The sequence below is a fragment of the Marichromatium sp. AB32 genome, assembly GCF_003718675.1.
Lineage (GTDB): Bacteria > Pseudomonadota > Gammaproteobacteria > Chromatiales > Chromatiaceae > Marichromatium > Marichromatium gracile.
In genome coordinates this window covers 52,384-71,597 of record NZ_RHFJ01000013.1, presented here as the reverse complement: position 1 = coordinate 71,597, position 19,214 = coordinate 52,384, and the positions used below count along the sequence as shown (strand labels likewise).

Below are 19,214 nucleotides of genomic sequence, written 5' to 3'. Positions count from 1 at the left end.
ATCTCGTGGTCGGCGCGGCTCGACGGCGCGCCGGGCGCGGTGCTCCACCACCGCGACGGCGTCTATCTGCTCGATCGCTTCGGCGTGCCGCTGCTCGGCACCATCGAGCCGGTGCCCGGGGTGCCGCCGAGCGGTCGGCAGCTGAGCGCGCTCACCGAGCGGCTGCGGGGCCGCGCCGGGGTGGTGATCCACACCCCCTATCAACCGGCGCGCCCGGCCGAGCGGGTCGCCGCCGCGCTCGACTGGCCGGTGGCGGTGCTGGCGCTGGAGCCGGCGCGAGAGGCCGACGGCGCGGCCTATCTGGCGCACATCGACCGCTGGGTCGAGGCGCTCGCCGGGGCGGGGCGGCGATGAGCGAGTCGCTGTTGCGGCTCGACGGACTGGTCGCGGGCCATCGCGCGCCCGTGGTCGGTCCGCTCTCGTTCGCCCTGGGGCGTGGCGAGGTGCTGGGGCTGTGGGGCGGCAACGGCAGCGGCAAGTCGACCCTGCTCAACGCCATCGCCCGCGCCGCGCGGGTGTTCGCCGGGACGATCCGGCGCGCCCCGGGGTTGCGCCTGAGCTATCAGGAGCAGCGCCCGGTGCGCCTCGAGCCCATGCCGATGACCGGCGCCGACCTGCTGCGTGCCGCCGGGCTCGACCCGCGCCGTGCACCGGCGACCCTCGGTGCGCTGCTCGGGCAGCGACTCGATCGGCTCAGCGGGGGGCAGTACCAGCTGCTCTGCGTGTGGTGCGCGCTCGGCGCCGAGGTCGATCTGGTGCTGCTCGACGAGCCGACCAACAACCTCGATCCCGGCGCCGAGCGGTCGCTGCGCGCGCTGCTGGAGACGGCGCGCGCAGACCGAGCGGTGTTGCTGGTCAGTCACGAGCGCGCCTTTCTCGACGCGGTGAGCACCCGGGTGCTGGCGCTCGATGCCGGGGGGTGGTCATGAACGAGGGGCTCGCGCTGCTCGTCGATCCGTTGTTTCGGGTACCGCTGCTCACCGGGCTGGCGGCGAGCCTCGCGCTCGCGCCGATCGGGGTGTTGTTGATGCTCCGCGACGAGTGGCTGGCGGCGCTGGGACTGGCGCATCTGGCGGCCGCCGGTGCCCTCGGTGGGCTCGCGCTCGGCGCGCCGGGGCTTGCAGGCGCCGGGTTCGGTGCACTCGGCGGTGGCCTGGTCAAGGGCGCGCTGGGCCGGCGTGGCAACGGTGTCTACGGCTTCATGATCCTGATCGGCTGGGCGTTGCTGCTGCTGATTGCGGCCAACAGCGCGGTGGGCGAGGGGCTGGGGCAGGCGCTGATCGACGGCCAGCTCTACTTCGCCCGCTGGCCCGAGCTGATCGCGGCCCTGGTGCTGGCGCTGGCGCTGCTGTGGTCGTTGCCCCGGCTGGCCTGGCCGCTGTTGCGCGCGCGTCTGCTGCCCCGGCTCGACCGCGCCAATGGTCGCGCGGCCTGGCGCACCCACCTGGGGATGGATCTCGTCGCCGCGCTCGGCATGGCGGTGGGCACCGCCACGGTTGGATTGATGGGGGCCTTTGCGCTGGTGTTCGTGCCGGCCTGGGTCGCTTTCCGGGTGGCGCGCGGCTGGCGCGCGACCTGGGTGGTGGCGGGGCTGATCGGGGTCGCTGGTTATCTCGGCGCCTTCGTGCTGGCGCTGGCGCTCGATCAGCCGTTCGGCCCGGTGCTGGTGGCGGTGCTGGTGTTGCTGGCCTGGGGCGCGAGCGCGCTCCAGGCGGGGTGGCGATTGCTGACGGGCTGGCGCTGAGCGCGCTCAGTGGCAGGGGTCGCTCCACCAGTGCGAGAGCCGCTGTTCGAGTTCCCGCGCCGGCAGCCCCTCGTAGTGGGAGATGTCGTTGAACAGCCGCAACCGGGCGCGCACCTCGCTGGCGAAGTCGAGGATGGTCAGCCCCGCCGGGCTCTGGTCGAGTCGGTCGCGGTAGCCTCGCGCATCGAAGCCGAGCAGACTGCTCACCAGCAGCCGGTTGGTGCCCTTGTGCGCGACCACCAGCACCGAGCGGTCGTGGTGGTCGTGGACGATGCGGCGCATCACCGGCAGGGCGCGGGCGAGCACGTCGATCCCCGACTCGCCGCCCTTGGGCGCGCTGGTCAGCGGGTCTTCCTGCCAGGCGCTGTATTCCTCGGCGAAGTCGGCGGCGACCTGCTCGCGGGTCAGTCCCTCCCAGTGACCGTAGTCGATCTCGCGCAGCCCTGGCTCGGGGGTGGGTTCGAGACCGTGTGACTCGGCGATGATCCGCGCCGTCTCTATGGTGCGCCCCATCGGGCTGGCGAAGACCGCATCGAGGCTGTCGCAGCGCAGTCGTGCGGCGAGCGCCCGGACCTGGTTGCGGCCCTGCTCGGAGAGCGGCACGTCGGTGGAGCCGGCGAAGCGGTCCTCGGCGGTGAGTTCGGTGGCGCCGTGGCGCACCAGATAGATTCGGGTCGGCATCTTGTTCTCCTCGTTGGCACCAGGTTGTCCCTTGTGTCCCCATGGTCGGGGCACCTGTAGTCGATGTCCAGACGTAACCGGTGTTGAGATCCCCGCCGGTGCGATACGCGGGAGGCTGGTGCTGTGTCAGAATGGATGACCGGAGCAGCGGCGGGTTCCGCGAGGGGCGCGTCGGTGACGATCGGCAGCGGTTTCGCGATGATGGAGGTCTTGGCCCGGTCATGAGCGCACGGAAGACGCGCAGGCGTACGAGCAAGGGGAGTGCCCGCAAGACGACAGGGCGCGGCAGTTCGGGGCTGTTGCGACTGCTGGTGCTGGTGCCGCTGGTGCTGGCGGCGCTCTCGGTGGTGCTGGTCGGGGCGCTGCGCTGGCTCGATCCGCCGAGCTCGGCGTTCATGCTCGAGCACCGGCTCGCCGGGCTGTGGACCGAGGGCCGCGCGCCGCGACTGGCGTATCGCTGGGTCGATCTCGACGACATCGACCCGGAGCTGGCGCTGGCGGTGATCGCCGCCGAGGACCAGCGCTTTCCCGAGCACCACGGCTTCGACCTGGTCGAGCTGCGCCAGGTGCTCGCCGAGCTGGGCGAGGGGGGTCCCAGCCGGGGGGCGAGCACGCTGACCCAGCAGACGGCGAAGAACCTCTTCCTGTGGCCGGGGCGGGACTATCTGCGCAAGGGCATCGAGGCCTGGTTCACGGTGTTGATCGAGACGCTGTGGCCGAAACGGCGGATCCTCGAGGTCTATCTCAACATCGCCCAGTTCGGCCCCGAGGTCTATGGCGCCGAGGCCGCCAGCCGTCGCTATTTCGACCGTTCCGCGGCCAACCTCGGGCGGTCTCGCGCCGCCCGGCTCGCGGCGGTGCTGCCCGATCCACGCGGCTATCGGCTCGATCGTCCCAGCGAGCGGCGGGAGCGGCGTGTAGGCTGGATCCTCGCCCAGATGCGCCAGCTCGGCGGTATCGCCTATCTCGAGCGGCTGCGCTGAGCGCGGCCTTGCGAGGCGCGATGCGATCGCGCAGGATGTCGCCGCCGGTGCCGCGCTGATGAGGTATCGGGATGAGGCGTGCCCGGCGCGCGCGCCCTGGAGTCGCCCTTGGAACACGCAGCCGATCAGCCCGCCGGGAACGAGTCCGACCCGGAACAACCCGCCTCGCCCACCCGCCGGCGTCTTGCGCCAGGGGGGTGGTTGTTGCGCCTGTCGAGTGCGCTGCTCGGTGCCGGGTTGCAGCTCATGCTGCTGGGGCTGCTCGGTGCCGCGGCCTTCGTCCACTTCACCCTGCCCGAGCTGCCCGATGTCGAGCAGCTGCGCGACGTCCAGCTCCAGGAGCCGTTACGGGTCTACAGCGCCGATGGCGCGCTGATCGGCGAGTTCGGCGTGCAGCGTCGCCGTCCGGTGCGCTATCGCGATGTTCCGGCGCTGGTGGTGCAGGCGGTGCTCGCCACCGAGGACAGCCGTTTCTTCCAGCACCGTGGCGTCGATCTGGTGGGGCTGGCGCGCGCCTCGCTGAGCTATGCCCTGACCGGCGAGAAGGCGCAGGGCGGCAGCACCATCAGCATGCAGCTCACCCGCAACTTCTTCCTCTCGCCGGAGAAGACCTTCGCGCGCAAGCTCGCCGAGGTACTGCTGACCCTGCGCGTCGAGCGTACCCTGACCAAGCAGCAGATCCTCGAGCTCTATCTCAACAAGATCTTCTTCGGCCATCGCGCCTACGGCATCTCGGCGGCCGCGGCGCTCTATTACGACAAATCGCTCGATGCGCTGACCCTGCCCGAGGTGGCGATGCTCGCCGGCATCCCCCAGGCGCCCTCGAGCAACAACCCGGTGACCGACCCGGCGCGGGCGCTCGAGCGGCGCAACCATGTGCTCGGGCGGATGCACGCACTCGGCTATATCGACACGCCGCGCTACGAGCAGGCGATCCGCACCCCCGACCGGGCGCGGTTGCATCGCCGCCTGCCCGACCTGGAGGCCGGACACGTCGCCGAGATGGCGCGCCAGGAGATCATCGAGCACTACGGCGAGGCCGCGCTCGGGCACGGCTATCGGGTCTTCACCACCATCGACACCCGGTTGCAGCGCGCCGCGCAGGGTGCGGTGCGCGAGGCGCTGCACGACTACGACCGGCGTCACGGCTATCGCGGTGCCGAGGCGCGCATCGAGCTTGCCGGGCGCACCGAGTCGGCGCTCGATGCGCTGCTCGCCGCTCACCCGCCGCTCGGTGGGTTGCGCGCGGCGCTGGTCACCGCGGTCTCGGCGCGCGCGGCCGAACTCTATCTCGGGCGGGGCGAGCGTGCGCGGCTCGATCTCGGGGCGGTCGCCTGGGCGCGGCCCCTGATCGACGAGAACCGGCGCGGGCGCCGTCCTCGACGTGTCAGCGACGTGCTCACCGTCGGCGACCTGGTGCGACTCTCGCGTGGTGAGGACGGCGACTGGCGGCTCGATCAGCTGCCGGCGGTCGCCGGTGCGTTGGTCTCGATCGATCCGCGCGACGGCGCGGTGCTGGCGCTGGTCGGGGGCTACGACTTCGCCGCGAGCAAATTCAACCGCGCGCTCGACATGCGTCGCCAGCCCGGTTCGAGCTTCAAGCCCTTCATCTATGCCGCCGCGCTCGCCGAGGGCTGGACCCCGGCGAGCCTGGTGCGCGACGCTCCGGTGGAGCTGCCGCGCGGCTCGCGCTGGAACCCGCAGAACGCCGATCGCCGCGCGCTCGGTCCGATCCGGTTGCGTCCGGCGCTGGCGCGCTCGCGCAACCTCGCCACCATCAATCTGCTGCAGAGCGTCGGGTTGGAGGACGCCAAGCGCTATCTCGAGCGCTTCGGCTTCGCCCTGATCGACAACCCCGTCGGACTGTCGCTGGCGCTCGGCACCGTGGAGCTCTCTCCGGTGAGTCTGGCCGAGGGCTATGCGGTATTCGCCAATGGCGGCTATCACGTGCGCCCGCACTTCATCAGCCGGATCGAGGACGGCGAGGGTCGGGAGGTCTTCGTCGCCGCGCCACCGCGCGCCTGCGACGACTGCTGGTACCGGCGTGGTGGCGGCGAGACCCGCACCCGGGCGCTCGCCGCCACCGGCGGCGCGGCCGAGCGGGTGATCGACCCGCGCATCGCCTATCAGATGACCTCGATGTTGCGCGACGTCATCGAGGTCGGCACCGGGCGGCGTGCCCGCGCCCTCGGGCGCGCCGACGTGGTCGGCAAGACCGGCACCACCAACGACCTGCGCGACTCCTGGTTTGCCGGCTATCAGGCCGATTTCGTCACCATCGCCTGGATGGGCTTCGACGACTTCTCCGAGCTCGGTCGCGGCGAGTACGGCGGCGTGGCGGCGTTGGGGATGTGGGTCGAGTTCATGCGCCAGGCGCTCGCCGAGCGCCCGGTGGCGACGCTGAAGCCGCCGCCGGGGATGGTGCGGGTGCGGATCGACCCGGCGCGCGGGATCGAGTCGCGAGGGCCGGGCAGTATCGCCGAGCTGGTGCGCGAGGAGTATCGCCTGATGTTGCTCGGCCCGGACCCGATCCGCGCGGCGCCCGCGCCGGTGGTCGAGGACAGCTCGCCGCGGGTGCTCGACGAGCTGTTCTGAGGCGGCGGCTCAGCCGGCGCAGGGCAAGGGGACGATCGCGCGCTGTTCGCGTTGCAGTCGCTGCAGGGTCTCGCGCAGCTCGCCGAGACGCTCAAGCAGCCGCGTGCGCTGGGTCGCATCGAGGCTGGCGCCGAACCGGGCGGCGAGGGTGACGAGCTGCTCGGTCAGGCGCTCGCCGTCGCGGCGCAGCGCCGCCGGCATGGCGTCGAACTCGACCAGCCAGCCATGGAGGAAGGCGGCGATCCGTGCCTCTCCGGCGCCCTCGTCGAGCAGTGTCATCAGCCGGGTGCGCTGGCTGGCGCGATAGGCGTCGAGTGCGGGCTGGCTGCGCGGCATCGCCGCGGTTAGCTCGCGCACCAGCTGCTGCTGGCTCGCGTTGAGCGGTCCGGTCCAGTCGCCGAGGTTGCGGATATAGCGCCGGGCGCGCTTGCGCCGCTCGCGTTCGGGGTCGGCGGGTGCGGCGCGCTCGGCGTCGCGCTCGCGCCACAGTCGTTCGAGCCGCTGGCGTTGTGTCGGGGTGAGGGTGACGAGCAGCGGCGCTGTCGCGTCGACGAAGAGTTCGGCGTGCTGGCGGTAGATCGGCTCGGCGGCGCGCATCAGGCAGGCGAGATCGTCACGGACGAAGCCGCGCTCGCTCGTCAGGATCAATCCGTCGAGCAGGGCGATGAGCCGGGGTAGCGCCTCGCGCCGATGGCGTGTCTGGACCTCCTGCAGTGCGCGCGTCCAACCGCGCAGCTGTTGCGGCGCGAGGTCGATGCGGTGATCGACATAGACCCCGGTGAGGAAGGGGGCATTGTCGTAGACCAGCGAGACCCGGCTGCAGCCGCCGCCGAGCAGACCGAGTGCGACCAGCACCATGATCCCGAGGTGACGACTCATCCGGCCTGCTCCAGTTCGAGCGTCGGTGCGGCGAACAGATACCCCTGCGCCCAGTGCACGCCGAGCTCGCCGAGGACCTGGGCGGTGGGTTCGTCCTCGACGCATTCGGCGATGGTGGTGATGCCGAGCGAGTCGGCGGTGTACTGGATGCTGGCCACCAGGGCGCGCGACTTGGGTCTGGTGCGGACCTGGGCGATCAGTTCACGATCGATCTTGATGAAGGAGATCGGCAGCTCGGCGAGATAGCCGAGCGAGGAATAGCCGCCGCCGAAGTCGTCGATGGCGAGCCGGAAGCCCTGGTCGAGAAAGGGCGCGAGGGTGGAGCGGAGCTGATGGGCTTGGCCGAGCGGTTCGCGCTCGGTGATCTGCAGGACCAGCGCGCGGGTGCGTCGCCCGGGGCCGAGCCGGGGGCACAGTGCCGCGGCGTGCTGGGCGAGTGCGGCGACCCGCTCGGGGCGGCGCAACAGGTCACCGGAGAGGTTGATGAAGCGCTTGATGGCGGGGCGCTGACCGCCCTCGACGGCGCAGCGGGCGATGGCGCGGCGTCCGAGGATGTCGTCGATACGGTGGAGCAGGTTGAGTCGATCGGCGATCTCGACGAACTCCTGGGCGCAGAGTACCTGCTCGGTGCCGGCGACGATGCGGGCGAGTGCTTCTTCGGCGACCTGGGTGCGACTGGCGAGATCGACGATGCTCTGATAGGCCGGGTGGAGCTGGCCATCGCGGATGGCCCGTTGCACCAGGGCCGCGGTGGAGAGGTTGTGGGCCTGTTCGGCGTTGGTGACACAGGTGCGGTTGCGTCCGCGCAGCTTGGCTTCGTAGAGACCCGCGTCGGCGCGGGCGAGGACGTCGTCGAGGCTGTCGTGGCCGGCGGTGCACTCGGCCACCCCGGCGCTCACCGTCACCTCGAAGCGGCGCTCGGCGAACTCGGGGCGCGCGCGCTCGACGGCCTGGCGCATCCGTTCGATACCCTGGTAGGCCTGCTCGATGCGGGTGGCAGGCAGCACCACCAGGAACTCCTCGCCGCCCCAGCGGCCCACCCAGTCGCCCTGACGGATGCTGCGTCTGAGCGCGATGGCGACCTGCTTGAGGATGTGGTCGCCGGCGCTGTGACCGTGGATGTCGTTGATCAGCTTGAAGCGGTCGATGTCGAACAGCGCGAGACAGTAGGGGCTGCCCGAGCGTTCGCTGCGCGCCTGCTCGAGTCGCAGATAGCCGTTGAGCGCGCGTCGGTTGGGCAGGCCGGTGAGTTCGTCATGGGTGGCCATCTGGAACATGCGCTGTTCGAGCCGACTCAGCCGCTCGCTCTGGACCGAGGCGCCGAGGACGTTGGCCGCCGCGCGCAGCGCCTGGATCTCGACCTCGCTCCAGTGGCGCCTGCGAGTGCAGTCGTCGAAACCGATGAACCCCCACCAGTGCTTGGCGACGAAGACCGGCACCACGACCAATGAGCTGATCCCCTGGGCCTGGAGGATCTCGCGCTCACCCTCGGGGAGGCTCTCGACACAGCCCTGCACCACGCCGCCGCCACGCAGGGTCTGGCACCAGCGGCCGAAGCCGGTCTCGATGGGGAAGCTCTGCAGTTGGCTGTTGCTGATCTGGCTCGCGACGCCGGGTGCCGAGAACTCGTGACGCTGACTGGTGTAGAGTATCCCGTCGATACCGAGATGGTTCTCGAAGACATAGGCGCGGCTGGCATGGGCCGCTCGCGCCAGGTGTTCGAGCATCCGTGGTACGTATTCCCCCCAGTTCGCGCAACCGAAGTACTCGGCGGCGAGACCCACGGCCTTGAAGATCGCGCTGGCACTGTCGAGCGCCGCATCCTGCCCGTCGGTCGAGGGGGAGGGCGGTGTCGATGTGCCGGGTGTCCAGAGGGGGGCTGCGCCGTTTGGCTTGCTTCTTTCCCCGCTGGCTGTACACTCTGAACCTTTTTCCAACTTCATCTTCAACGAGGTCCCCCCGTGGTCGCCCCCGAGTCAGATTTCCATCGCATCAAGCGCTTGCCGCCCTATGTCTTCAACATCGTCAACGAGTTGAAGGCCGCGGCGCGAGCGCGGGGCGAGGACATCATCGATTTCGGCATGGGCAACCCCGATCAGCCGACGCCGCAGCACATCGTCGACAAGCTGATCGAGGTCTCGGAGCGCGGCAACACCCACCGTTATTCGGTCTCGCGCGGCATCCCGCGGCTGCGTCGCGCCATCTGTCACTGGTATCGCGATCGCTTCGACGTCCATCTCGATCCCGAGACCGAGGCCATCGTCACCATCGGTTCCAAGGAGGGGCTCGCCCACCTCGCGCTGGCGACCATGGATGCCGGTGATACGGTGCTGGTGCCCAACCCGGCCTATCCGATCCATCCCTATGGCTTCATCATCGCCGGTGCCGACGTGCGCCATGTGCGCCTGACCCCGGACGTGGACTTCTTCGAGGAGCTGCGGCGCGGTATCCAGGAGTCCTGGCCCAAGCCCAAGATGCTGGTGCTCAACTTCCCCGGCAACCCCACCGGGCAGTGTGTCGATCTCGAGTTCTTCGAAAAGGTCATCGAGATCGCCCGCGAGCACGGCATCTGGGTGGTGCACGACATCGCCTATGCCGACATCGTCTTCGACGGCTACAAGGCCCCCTCGATCCTCCAGGTACCCGGTGCCAAGGACATCGCCGTCGAGTTCTTCTCGATGTCCAAGAGCTACAACATGCCCGGCTGGCGCGTCGGCTTCATGTGCGGCAACCCGACTCTGGTCTCCGCGCTGGCGCGGATCAAGTCCTATCTCGACTATGGCACCTTCACCCCGATCCAGGTCGCGGCGATCGCCGCGCTGGAGGGGCCGCAGGAGTGCGTGCGCGAGATCAGCGACATGTATCAGAGTCGGCGCGACGTGCTCTGCAGCGGTCTCAACGCCGCCGGCTGGGCGGTCGAGCCGCCCAAGGCGACGATGTTCGTGTGGGCGCCGATCCCCGAGCCTTATCGCGAGATGGGGTCGCTGGAGTTCTCGAAAAAGCTCCTGCGCGAGGCCAAGGTGGCCGTGGCCCCCGGTATCGGCTTCGGCGAGTACGGCGACACCCATGTCCGCTTCGGCCTGATCGAGAACGAGCATCGCACTCGTCAGGCGATCCGTGGCATCAAGGAGATGTTCCGCCACGACGCCCAGGCCGGCGCCTGAGCCGTTCACGGTGACGCGCCCATCATGGATGGGCGCGTCCGGACCGATTCCAACCAGGACACAGCGCCCCGTCCGGCGGGCGGGCGACGAAGAGGTACTATGATGAAACCGGTGAAAATCGGACTCTTGGGCTTGGGAACCGTCGGTGGCGGCACGGTCAGCGTGCTGGCCAACAATGCCGCGGAGATTGCGCGCCGCGCCGGTCGCGAGATCCAGATCGCGCATGCCGCAGCGCGTGCCTATGACGCCGATGCCATCGATGGGCTGGAGCGGGTCGGACGCATCGGCGACGATGCCTTCGCGGTGGTCGAGGACCCCGAGGTCGAGGTGGTCATCGAGCTGATCGGCGGCTATTCGCCGGCCCGCGAGCTGGTACTGCGCGCGATCGAGAACGGCAAGCACGTGGTCACCGCCAACAAGGCGCTGATCGCACTGCACGGCAACGAGATCTTCGCCGCCGCCCGCGAACACGGGGTGACGGTCGGTTTCGAGGCGGCGGTGGCCGGCGGCATCCCGATCATCAAGGCGGTGCGCGAGGGGCTGGCCGCGAACCACATCGAGTGGGTGGCCGGCATCATCAACGGCACCGGAAACTTCATCCTCACCGAGATGCGCGACAAGGGTCGCGACTTCGCCGACGTGCTCGCCGAGGCGCAGGCGCTCGGCTATGCCGAGGCCGATCCGACCTTCGATGTCGAGGGGATCGATGCGGCGCACAAGCTCACCATCCTCGGCTCGCTCGCCTTCGGCATCCCGCTGCAGTTCGATCGCTGCTTCACCGAGGGGATCTCGAAGATCGGCGCGCTCGACGTCGCCTATGCCGCCGAGCTCGGCTATCGCATCAAGCACCTGGGGATCGCGCGTCGCGGCGAGCAGGGCATCGAGCTGCGCGTCCACCCGACGCTGATCCCCGAGCGTCGCCTGCTGGCCAATGTCGACGGGGTGATGAACGCGGTGCTGGTCAAGGGCGATGCGGTCGGCCCGACGCTCTATTACGGTGCTGGCGCCGGCGCCCTGCCGACGGCCTCGGCGGTGGTCGCCGATCTGGTCGACGTGGTGCGCACGCTGACCACCGACCCGAGCAACCGGGTGCCGCATCTCGCCTTCCAACCCGACGAGCTGGCCGATACGCCGGTGCTCGAGATGGAGGCGGTCGAGACCGCCTACTACCTGCGTCTCTCGGCGCTCGACCAGCCCGGGGTGATGGCGCGCATCGCCAGCATCCTCGGCGAGCACGGCATCAGCATCGAGGCGATCAAGCAGCAGGAGCCGGGCGAGGGCGAGACCCATGTGCCGCTGGTGATGCTCACCCACCGGGTGCTCGAACGCCAGATGAACGCCGCGCTCGCCCAGATCGAGGCGCTCGACTCGGTGCAGGGCGAGATCATCCGCATTCGTGTCGAGATGCTCTCGGGCTGAGCATGGGGGCGCCGGGGCCGAACGGCCCCGGCCCCGATCGCCGTGCGAAGAGACGCCGCCGGTCGACCCTCTCGCTGGTGTCGTCTCGTCCAGCAAGATCCCTCTCCCTGACGACTCCTCCCGCTGCCTGCTGATTCAGGCGCATCCTTCATCATCATTCATCCGTTTTTTGCCTGCTCGGTGAATCGGCGTCCGACACGGGTTGATCGGATGTCTCAGCGTCCTGGCCCGAGGTCGTCGTGCGCGCAACCAAGCGCTCGAGCTGCTGCTCGAGGGTGCGACGTCGCGCGTGCTCGGCGAGCAGTCGGGTCTGGAGTCGTTCGCGTCCCCGTTCGCTGCGCCCTAGTCGTGCCTCGAGCTGGGCGTGCGCGTCGATGAGCTGGCGGTGCTGCGCGTCGAGCGCTGCGCGCGTCTCCTCGCTGTGTGCGAGTTGTGTCTCCAGCTGATTACGTATCCGTTCGCCCCTCTGCTGCGTCTCGTGCAGCTTCGCCAACGCCTGCGCTTGTTGTTGATTGTCCCGTTCGCGCTCGCGCAGCTCGCCGGCGAGGGCGGCGTTGTCACGGTTGAGCCGGGTGATCTCGTCCTGCTTGACGATCAGGGTCTGCGCCTGCTGGCGTAGTTCCGCCTGTAATTGCTGAACCTGTTGGTCGTGGCGGCGTTGATCCTGTTCGCGCTGAAGGCGACTGGCCTCGCGATAGTGTTCGAGCGCCTCGCGGGCATGACGGTGCTTCTCCTCGATCGAGGCGAGATGTTGCGCCTGGACCTCGAGCCGTTCCTGTAGTCCCAGTTTTTCCTGCTCCAGGGTCGCCAAGGCGATCGCCTGTCCCTGACCCCGTTGCTCCAGTTCAATGATGCGCGCGGCCTGCTCGGCGAGGGTCGTCTCGCGCGCGGCGATTCCCTGGCGCAATCCCTCGACCTCTGTCGCGAGTCCATCGCGGGCTGTCTCGATCTCTTCGAGCTGCTGACGCTGAGTCTGTATCTGCGCCTGATGACGGCGTTCGGCGGCGGCGACGATCTCTTCTGCCTCGCCCTCGAGGGTGCGGGCGAGCTCGGCGACGAGCTGTTGGATCGGCTCGCTCAGGCCCTTGGCATCGCCGATCCGGCGTGCCTCTTCTTCTTCCAACTCCTTGAGATAACGATGAATCGTGCTCTTTGAGCCGGTGTTGCCGAGGGCGACGCGGACGGCGTCGATCGAGGGGTGTCGGTCCTGTGCGAGCAGGGTGTCGCGCGCCTGTTTGACCAGCGCCTTGGTGATGCCGCCGCGTGCCATGGGGTTGTTCTCCGGTTTATTTTGTACTGTATTACGTAGTATGTATATACGTATTATTTTTGAGCGTCAATTTTTGTGTTCAGGAAAAATAAAAGGCGGGATAATATGACTTATCCCATGTCAGACCGGGATGAGGGCCGCAATCAGGCCCGGTCTGAACAGGCTGGGTACAAGCGGTACGGACCCGGTAGCGAAGACGGGCCGTCAGAGACGATGAAGAGAAGGAGCACATCGGGCATGCAGCGGATCGAGCGCTATATCGAGGCGGCCACCCGCGACAACACCAGACGCGGTTATCGCGCGGCGATCCGTCATTACGAGGAGACCTGGGGCGGGTTGTTGCCGGCGACTGCCGAGTCCGTCGCCCGCTATCTCGCTGATCACGCCGAGCAGCTCGCGCTCAATACCCTGCGCCTGCACCTGGCGGCACTGGCGCGCTGGCATCGTGACCAGGGCTTCCCCGACCCGACCAAGGCGCCGGTGGTGCGTCAGGTGATGCGCGGTATCAGTGAGCTGCACCCGGCACGCGAGCGTCAGGCGCGGGCGCTGCGGCTGGAGGACCTGGTGCGGGTCGACGCCATGCTGGAGGCGCGGATCCGCGAGGCTGGGATCAGTGAGGCATTGCGCGCGCGGCGCGATCGGGCGCTGCTGCTGGTCGGCTTCTGGCGGGCCTTCCGTGGCGATGAGCTGCTGAGGCTTGCGGTCGAGGACGTTCGCCGGGAACACGACGGCGGGTTGTTGATCCGGCTCGCGCGCACCAAGACCTCGCGCGGCGAGACCCGCGACTATCCGCTGCCCCGGCTCTCCAGGCTGTGTCCGGTCGCGGCCTATGCCGATTGGGTCGGCTGCGCCGGGATCGAGCGCGGCGCGGTGTTCCGTGGCATCGATCGCTGGGGGCGGGTGCGCGAGCAGGGGCTGCACCCCAACAGCCTGATCCCGCTGCTGCGCCGATTGCTCGAGGAGGCCGGGGTGGCGGATGCGGCGAGCTACAGCGCCCACTCGCTCAGACGGGGCTTCGCCTCCTGGGCGAGCGCCAGTCAGTGGCAGCTGCGCGAGCTGATGGACTATGTCGGCTGGCGTGACGCGCGCTCGGCGCTGCGCTATATCGAGCGCGCCGCGCCCCGGCTGGGCGGGCGTATCGAGCGCGCGCTGGCCGCGCCGGAGGAGGCCTCGGGTTGAATTCGCCGCGCCCGGCGCACATCCCCGGATCATGCCAGCCCGAGCGGGGACGAAGGAGATGCCGAGCGCGCAGACGACCTGTTACGAGTGTGACGCCAACTGCCCGATCGAGGTCGAGCTCGATACCGCCGGCGAGCCGGTAAAGGTCCGCGGGCCCGACTGCCCGCGCTGTTATGTCCAGCTCGAACGGCGCGATCACCCCGAACGACTGCTCCATCCGCTGCGCCGGGTCGGTCCACGAGGCAGTGGACGCTTCGAGCGGATCGGCTGGGACGAGGCGCTCGACACCATCGCCGCCGAGCTGACGCGTGCCCGTGAACGTCACGGTGCGCCGGCGGTGGGCTTCTTCGCCGGCTATACCAAGGAGGCGCGACCGCAGCTGCAGCGACTCGCCCACAGCTTCGGCTCACCCAATTACATGACCGAGAGCGGCTGCTGTTTTTCGGCCACCATGGTCGCCGAGAAGCTCACCCTCGGCTACAAGATCAAGACCACCTCGACCGTGGTCTCGCCGAAGACGCGCTGTCATCTCATCTGGTCGACCAATCCGCGCGGCTCGATCCCGCCCTTCGACCAGCACCCGCTGGCCAGTCCACGCCCCGAGCGGGCGCTGATCGTGGTCGACCCCAGACGCACGCCGCTGGCCGAGCGCGCCGATGTCCATCTGCAGATCCGCCCCGGTACCGATGGGGCGCTTGCCCTCGGCTTCCATCATCTGATCTTCGCCAACGGCTGGCAGGATCAGGTCTTTCTCGATCAGTGGGGGCAGGGCGTGGATGCCTTCCGCGACTATGTCCGCGACTTCGACCCGCGTCGGGTGGCGGCGATCTGCGGGGTGGCGGCCGCCGACATCGAGCGCGCCGCCGAGTGCTACGCCACCACCGCCCCGGCGCAGATCACCCTGTCGCCGACCGCCACCGTGCAGCACAGCAACGGCTTCCAGAACCATCGCGCGCTGATCCTGCTCAGCGCGGTGACCGGCAACCTCGATCGCGAGGGCGGCAACCGCTTCTTCAACGACAAGGCGCTGCCCCGGCCGATCGAGCGCTTCGATCACTGTCTGGCGGCCTTGCCGCCGCGTGTCGGCAGCGAGCGCTTCCCGATCTGGACCCGCTACTGGCCGGCGGCGCAGAGCATGCTGCTGCCCGATTGCATCCTCGCGGGCGATCCGCAGCCGATCCGCGCGCTGCTGGCGATGGGGATCAATACCGCGATGTGGCCGAACTCGGCGCGGATGGAGCGGGCGCTCGGCGCGCTCGATTTCTTCGCCGCCAGCGACTTTTTCCACAACCCCGCGACCCGTCAGGCCGATATCGTGCTGCCGGCGGCGACCAACCTGGAACGCCCGGCGCTGATCGCCTATCCCGGCTGCGCCTATCAGGGCGAGGTGCGCTATCGGCGCGCGTTGCTCGCCCCGCGGGGCGAGGCCCGTGCGGACGGCGAGATCTTCCTCCAGCTCGGGGTGCGGCTGGGGATGGGGGCGCTGTTCTGGGACGGGGACCTCGAGGCCTCCTGGGCGGAGGCCGCCGAGGGGCTGCCCGAGGCGGTACGCGAGGCGATCTATGCCAGCCCCGACGGGGTGACCGTCTATGCCGATGCGATCGACGACCTGGTCGATCATGGTTTCATGGACGCCGATCGGCTCTATCGGCTGCGTGGCTTCCCCACCGACAGCGGCAAGGTGGAGTTCGACTCGGACGCGTTGCGCGCTGCCGGTCACGACGGTCTCCCGGTCTATCGCGAACCGGCCGAGGGGCCGGTCTCCACCCCGGCGCTGGCCTGCCGTTTCCCGCTGGTGCTGACCAGCGGCGCGCGCACCAAGTTCGACACCCACTCGCAACACCAGCACAGCGCGCGGATGCGTCGGGCCATTCCCCGTCCGCTGGTCGAGATCCACCCCGAGGATGCCATGGTGCGCGGCATCGACGATGGCGATGCGGTGATGGTCGGCTCGCCCCGTGGCGAGGTGCGCTTCTATGCCCAGGTGACCGAGCGCATCAAGCCGGGCGTGGTGCACTGTGTGCACGGCTGGAACGAGGCCAACGTCAATCTGCTCACCGATGATGTGCACCTCGACCCGATCAGCGGCTTCCCGCCGTTCAAGTCGGGGCTGTGCGAGATCCGACCGCTCGATTGAGGTCGGGCCGTGCCCTTTATCGGTGTTCTCCCCGAGCGCGAATCACTGTTCCGGCCCCAGCCGCGCCGGGTGGTGGCGGTGAGCGATGCCGCCGCCTGGCGACTCAACCCGGTGCATCGCGGGGTCTACGACAAGCTCGCCCTGGCGCTGACCGAGGGCCTGCTGGCCGCGCCCTGCGGGGTGTCGCCGATGGCGTTCGGGCTCGCGCCGGAGACGCCGGTGTTCGTCAAGCCGATCGTCAACCTCGCCGGGATGGCGCTCGAGGCCGGGGTGTCTCGCGCCGATGCCGTGCCGGTGCGTCCCGGGAGCTTCTGGTGCGAGCGGCTGGAGGGCGAGCAGACCAGCAGCGATCTGCTGCTCGAGTCCGGACACATTCGCTGGCAGGCGCACACCCGTGCCGGCCAGTGGCGTGACCAGGGACGACCCTGCGTCTGGGAGGTCGGGGTCGCGATCCCGGAGATCGAGCCGGAGCTGGCGCAACTGGTCGATCGCCATCTCGCCGACTACACCGGGCTGTGCAACATCGAGCTGATCGGGGGGCGGCCGGTGGAGATCCATCTGCGCGGCTCCAACGGCTTCTTCGATCTCTATGGCCCGGGGTTCGTCCCCGCCTGGGTGGCGCTGGTCGACGGCGCGCCCTTCGTGCCGCCACCGCCGGTCCCCGGTGGCATGGTGATCTCGGTGTTCGGTCGGCGAGCGCTGAGCGGGGAGGAGAGCGAGGCGCTGGCCGCGCTCGGGGTCAGCGTGAGCGAGGATCGGCACACCCCGGATCGGGTGGCGATCCTGCGCGCGACCGATCGCGCGGTCGGCCGCGCGGCGCTGGCGCTGCTCGAGCGCCGGCGCGGCTGATCAGATCCGGGGCAGGGCGAGCGGGTCGCGCTTGCGCGGGTTGGCGCGATAGAGGATGGCGATGTTGCCGATGCGATTGACCAGCATCGCCCCGGTGCGCTCGATGAGCTCGGCGATGGCCGCGTCGCGCAGCTCACGATCGCCGGCGCTGATCTTGGTCTTGAGCAGCTCGTGATGATCGAGCGCGATCTCGAGCTCGGCGATCACCCCATCGGTGATGCCGTGCTGACCGACGATGACGACGGGCTTGAGATGATGCGCTTGCTGCTTGAGCCAGCGTTTCTGTTTTTCGGTGATGCTCATGAAGGCCTTGGCTGTGTTGTGCGAAACGGGTCGGGGCCGGTGCAGGACCGGCCCCGATGGGGGGCGATGATAGCAGTCCCGGCGGCGCTCTGCCGCCTCGGATCGGCTCAGTCCCCGAGCGCTGTCGGTGCGCGCTCGACCTCGACCAGCACCTCGTTGCGACGCAGGAACGGCAGCGAGAAGGGCGAGTTGTAGCGGGCATAGATCGGCGTGCCGACCGGGCTCAGGCCGGCGCCCTGCACGGCGGCGAGCAGCTGCGACTCATGCTCGCGATAGCGTCCCTCGCCCCAGCCGCCGGAGTAACGGTGCGCGGCGAGCAGTCGCGCCGGGATCTCGCGGATGTGGACGCGCCCGTCGTTGGGGCGGGGCAGGGTGTCGCGGGTGAAGTGTGCGGGCATGATGAAGCTGATGCGATAGCGTGCTTCACCGCTCGGCTGCTGGGTCACCGGCGCGGTCATGGCGATGCGCTCGCCGCGCCCCAGCGGTTGCTGGTTGACCGGTGCGGTCATGGCGATCTTCCGTGACCCCTGGTTGTTACCGAAGATGTAGTCGGCGAGCACGCGAAAGGCGCGACCGCCGACGGCATCGAAGGTGCCCTCGACCTCGACCTCGGCGACCAGCAATGGCGGATAGCGGCGCAGCTCGAAGCCGCGGTGTTGTTCGATCAGGGTATAGGCGGGTTGTTCGGTGGCCATCAGTCGTCCTCCGATGCTGCCCAGGATCAGCGCGAGCGCCAGGGCGGCGAGCGTCGCGCGCCGGATGTTCGATCTCGGCATGGTCCTCTCCTCGTGACGTCCCTGGTCCCCAGGCTATGGGCGTTGGTCGGTGATTGACAGGGTGAGCCTGACAGTGAGCCGGCCCAGCGGATAAACTGAGCGATTGTCCATCCAATTCCGCGATCCGCCGAACATGAGTCAATACTGGAGCGACCTGGTCCACACCCTGCAGCCCTATGTCCCCGGTGAGCAGCCCAGGCATGTCGAGCTGACCAAGCTCAACACCAACGAGAACCCCTATCCGCCCTCGCCGCGGGTGCGTGCGGTGCTCGATGACGCGGCGGTCGACGCGCTCCGACTCTATCCCGATCCCGACAGCGGCGCGCTCAAGGCGGCCCTCGCCGCGCGTGCGGGGCTGGCGCCGGAGAACGTCTTCATCGGCAACGGTTCGGATGACGTGTTGGCGCTCGCCTTCATGGCCTTCTTCAAACAGCCCGAGCCGCTACGCTTCCCGGATCTGACCTACGGTTTCTATCCGGTCTATTGCAAGCTTTTTGGGATCGCCTCGCGGATCGTCCCGCTCAATGCCGCCTTCGAGGTCGACCCGGCCGACTATGTCGCCGAGAGCGGTCCGATCGTGCTCCCCAACCCCAATGCCCCGACTGGTCGGGCGCTGCCGCTCGAACAGCTCGAGCGCCTGCTCGCGGCCAACCGCGAGCGGGTGGTGCTGATCGACGAGGCCTATGTCGACTTCGGCGCCGAGAGCGCGGTGGCGCTGCTCGCCGAGCACCCGCAGCTCTTGGTGGTGCAGACCTTCTCCAAGTCGCGCTCGCTGGCCGGGCTGCGGGTCGGCTTCGCCTATGGCTCGGCCGAGCTGATCGCGGGTCTGGAGCGGGTCAAGGACTCCTTCAACTCCTATCCGCTCGATCGGCTGGCGCAGGCCGGCGCGCTCGCCGCGCTGGAGGACGAGGACTACTTCCGCGACTGCATCGCGCGAGTGATGGCCACGCGCGAGTGGACGGTCGCCGAACTCACCCGGCGCGGCTTTGCGGTGCTGCCCTCGCAGACCAACTTCGTGCTGGCGCGGGTGCCGAACGGCCGTGCCCGCGCGCTCTTCGAGCAGCTGCGCGAGGTCGGGGTGCTGGTGCGTTATTTCGATCGGCCACGTCTGCATGAGCACCTGCGCATCTCGATCGGTACCGATGCCGAGATGCGTCGTCTGGTCGAGGAGATCGACCGCCTGCTCGACTGAGAGTGGTGATTCGGGACGCGTTCAACCCGACATGGCGGTTTAC

The 19,214-nt window shown here is 69.1% G+C and carries 16 protein-coding genes and 1 pseudogene; 11 read left to right on the top strand and 6 right to left on the bottom strand.

The window, feature by feature from the left end; genetic code table 11:
* The 3 genes and pseudogenes from EBL85_RS06305 to EBL85_RS06295 form a co-directional block, all read left to right on the top strand.
* Window positions 1-354: pseudogene (locus tag EBL85_RS06305) on the top strand (zinc ABC transporter substrate-binding protein); the annotation flags it as partial.
* Entirely contained in the window at window positions 351-929 is a 579-nt protein-coding gene (locus EBL85_RS06300) for an ATP-binding cassette domain-containing protein (protein WP_123142459.1), read from the top strand. The pseudogene EBL85_RS06305 and the gene EBL85_RS06300, both read left to right, overlap by 4 nt.
* Entirely contained in the window at window positions 926-1,744 is an 819-nt protein-coding gene (locus EBL85_RS06295; protein WP_123140294.1) for a metal ABC transporter permease, read from the top strand. The genes EBL85_RS06300 and EBL85_RS06295 overlap by 4 nt, the downstream gene beginning before the upstream one ends.
* A gap of 6 nt (window positions 1,745-1,750) precedes the next feature.
* Here EBL85_RS06295 and EBL85_RS06290 read toward each other — a convergent pair whose 3' ends face one another.
* Complete coding sequence (locus EBL85_RS06290) at window positions 1,751-2,425, bottom strand: histidine phosphatase family protein (RefSeq protein WP_123142458.1); 675 nt, start codon at window positions 2,423-2,425, stop codon at window positions 1,751-1,753.
* A 221-nt stretch (window positions 2,426-2,646) separates the two neighbouring features.
* Here EBL85_RS06290 and mtgA point away from each other — a divergent pair, with 221 nt between their 5' ends.
* A complete protein-coding gene (mtgA, locus tag EBL85_RS06285) occupies window positions 2,647-3,408 on the top strand; it encodes a monofunctional biosynthetic peptidoglycan transglycosylase (RefSeq protein WP_123140292.1) in 762 nt (253 codons plus the stop codon).
* Window positions 3,409-3,516: 108 nt separating this feature from the next.
* Window positions 3,517-6,003: a penicillin-binding protein 1A gene (locus EBL85_RS06280; RefSeq protein WP_123142457.1), complete on the top strand. Its 2,487-nt coding sequence runs from the start codon at window positions 3,517-3,519 to the stop codon at window positions 6,001-6,003.
* Window positions 6,004-6,012: 9 nt separating this feature from the next.
* Here the strand turns inward: EBL85_RS06280 and EBL85_RS06275 are convergent, their stop codons facing one another.
* Window positions 6,013-6,882 carry a DUF6279 family lipoprotein gene (locus tag EBL85_RS06275; protein ID WP_123142456.1) on the bottom strand — a complete coding sequence of 290 codons (870 nt, stop codon included), beginning with the start codon at window positions 6,880-6,882 and terminating at the stop codon, window positions 6,013-6,015.
* Complete coding sequence (locus tag EBL85_RS06270) at window positions 6,879-8,666, bottom strand: bifunctional diguanylate cyclase/phosphodiesterase (RefSeq protein WP_165913484.1); 1,788 nt, start codon at window positions 8,664-8,666, stop codon at window positions 6,879-6,881. The genes EBL85_RS06275 and EBL85_RS06270 overlap by 4 nt, the downstream gene beginning before the upstream one ends.
* Before the next feature lie 177 nt (window positions 8,667-8,843).
* Here EBL85_RS06270 and alaC point away from each other — a divergent pair, with 177 nt between their 5' ends.
* Entirely contained in the window at window positions 8,844-10,046 is a 1,203-nt protein-coding gene (gene alaC, locus EBL85_RS06265) for an alanine transaminase (RefSeq protein WP_123140288.1), read from the top strand.
* 102 nt (window positions 10,047-10,148) lie between these two features.
* Complete coding sequence (locus EBL85_RS06260) at window positions 10,149-11,465, top strand: homoserine dehydrogenase (protein ID WP_123140303.1); 1,317 nt, start codon at window positions 10,149-10,151, stop codon at window positions 11,463-11,465.
* Window positions 11,466-11,619: 154 nt separating this feature from the next.
* Here the strand turns inward: EBL85_RS06260 and EBL85_RS06255 are convergent, their stop codons facing one another.
* Window positions 11,620-12,735, bottom strand: coding sequence for a DNA-binding protein (locus tag EBL85_RS06255; RefSeq protein ID WP_123142454.1), 1,116 nt, complete (start codon window positions 12,733-12,735; stop codon window positions 11,620-11,622).
* Between the two features lie 237 nt (window positions 12,736-12,972).
* On the opposite strand from EBL85_RS06255, the gene EBL85_RS06250 reads away from it, so the two are divergent.
* From EBL85_RS06250 to EBL85_RS06240, 3 genes are read left to right on the top strand one after another with little or no spacing between them, the layout of a single operon-like run.
* Window positions 12,973-13,914, top strand: a complete 942-nt coding sequence (locus tag EBL85_RS06250) for a site-specific integrase (protein ID WP_123142453.1) — start codon at window positions 12,973-12,975, stop codon at window positions 13,912-13,914.
* Window positions 13,915-13,972: 58 nt separating this feature from the next.
* Complete coding sequence (locus tag EBL85_RS06245) at window positions 13,973-16,051, top strand: molybdopterin-dependent oxidoreductase (protein WP_123142452.1); 2,079 nt, start codon at window positions 13,973-13,975, stop codon at window positions 16,049-16,051.
* 9 nt (window positions 16,052-16,060) lie between these two features.
* Entirely contained in the window at window positions 16,061-16,900 is an 840-nt protein-coding gene (locus EBL85_RS06240) for a hypothetical protein (RefSeq protein WP_123142451.1), read from the top strand.
* On the opposite strand, the gene yhbY is transcribed toward EBL85_RS06240, so the two are convergent.
* Window positions 16,901-17,203: a ribosome assembly RNA-binding protein YhbY gene (gene yhbY / locus EBL85_RS06235; RefSeq protein WP_062276170.1), complete on the bottom strand. Its 303-nt coding sequence runs from the start codon at window positions 17,201-17,203 to the stop codon at window positions 16,901-16,903.
* A gap of 107 nt (window positions 17,204-17,310) precedes the next feature.
* Window positions 17,311-17,979, bottom strand: coding sequence for a heme-binding protein (locus tag EBL85_RS06230; RefSeq protein ID WP_123142450.1), 669 nt, complete (start codon window positions 17,977-17,979; stop codon window positions 17,311-17,313).
* 133 nt (window positions 17,980-18,112) lie between these two features.
* On the opposite strand from EBL85_RS06230, the gene hisC reads away from it, so the two are divergent.
* Complete coding sequence (gene hisC / locus EBL85_RS06225; protein ID WP_123140281.1) at window positions 18,113-19,171, top strand: histidinol-phosphate transaminase; 1,059 nt, start codon at window positions 18,113-18,115, stop codon at window positions 19,169-19,171.
* Window positions 19,172-19,214 lie beyond the last annotated feature (43 nt).